At 70.4% G+C, this 1,403-nt stretch carries 1 protein-coding gene; it reads right to left on the reverse strand.

The features are described from left to right. Positions 1–135 precede the first annotated feature (135 nt). Positions 136–1,374: an IS701 family transposase gene (locus ACWCQ6_RS37300; protein ID WP_451096953.1), complete on the reverse strand. Its 1,239-nt coding sequence runs from the start codon at positions 1,372–1,374 to the stop codon at positions 136–138. Positions 1,375–1,403 lie beyond the last annotated feature (29 nt).

Genomic DNA, 1,403 nt, shown 5'->3' on the forward strand with positions numbered 1-1,403 from the left:
TAGTACTTCGTTAAGTCTGGAGTGGTCTGGTGTGCCCTGGTTGGCGTGCGGCGGGTAACTCGCGGTGGCAGGTGGGGCATTCGCCGGTCCAGGCCCGTATCAGGTCCTGGACGGCGTCGAGGACTCGGTAGAAGGTCAGGCCGGCGTCTCGGCTTTTGGGTCGAGGCGCCGGAGGGTGAGGAAGGCGTGGGCGGCGGTGACCAGGGTGACGTGGTGGTGCCAGCCTCGCCAGGTGCGGCCCTCGAAGTGGTCCAGGCCCAGGCCGTGCTTCATCTCGCGGTAGTCGTGTTCGATACGCCAGCGGATCTTGGCCAGGCGCACGAGTTGGCGGACTGCGGTCTCGGGCGGCAGGCTGGTCAGCCAGAACTCGGTGGGTGTGCTCGCGTCCGGTGGCCATTCGGCCAGGAGGGTCTCGGTCGGCAGGACGCCGTCCCAGGAGGCACTTCCGCCCGCGTCGGCGGCGGCGAGCGCCCGGGGGATCTTCCCCGCGGGCCGTACCTGCAGGACACGGAACCTTGAGCGCATCGCCCCGCGACTGCCCTGGCGCCAGGTGACCTGCCGAAACGCCCCGCGGCCGCCCGCGGCGGCGAGCTCGTACAGGGCGACGGAATCCGTGCGGTAGCGGGGCAGCGTCCTGCGGCCGGCGCCACCGTAGGCGGGCGCCTCGGGCCGCGCATCGTGGCGGTGTGCGGTCTCGTCCCCGCGCACCGCCACGATGTAGTCCAGATCCCGCGAGCGCAGGGCATGGCGGAAGGCCGCCGACTGGCCGTAGCCCGCGTCAGCGACCACGACCTGCGGGGCGAGCCCCCAGGAGATCAACTCTTCAAGAGCGTCGATGGCCAGCCGCCACTTCTCGATGTGCCCGACCTCCGGCGGCAGGCCGGTGCGTCGCCGGCGCACATCCTCGCGGTCATCCCAGTCCGGCGGCACGAACAGCCGCCAGGACAACGGGCTGGAAGCCTTGTCGGTGACGGCGTGGACGCTCACACCGACCTGGCAGAGCGAGCGCTTGCCCAGCGCGCCGCAGTACTGCCGCGAAGTGGCCACCGACTGATCCCCGGCTTTCGGGAACGAGGTGTCGTCGATCACCCACGCCTCCGGCGCGAGGGCGGAGGTCATTTTCCTGGCGATCTGCCGCAGCACCGGCGCGTGGTCCCACGGCGACTGGCTGACGAACTGCTGCAACGCCTGCATGTTCCCGTCCGGCAGCCGCTCGGCCATCGGCTGGATCGACTTGCGCCGCCCGTCCAGCATCAGCCCGCGCAGATAACAATTCCCCTGCCGACGTTGGTCCTTGCGCGCCAGGGACACGAACACCTCGGCCACGAATGCGCCGAGGCGTTCACGGAGCCGCTCCACCTCACCAAGATCCACAGGCCGCAGCATGCGCCACCGCAACCACC

The organism is Streptomyces sp. NPDC001880 (genome assembly GCF_053594575.1).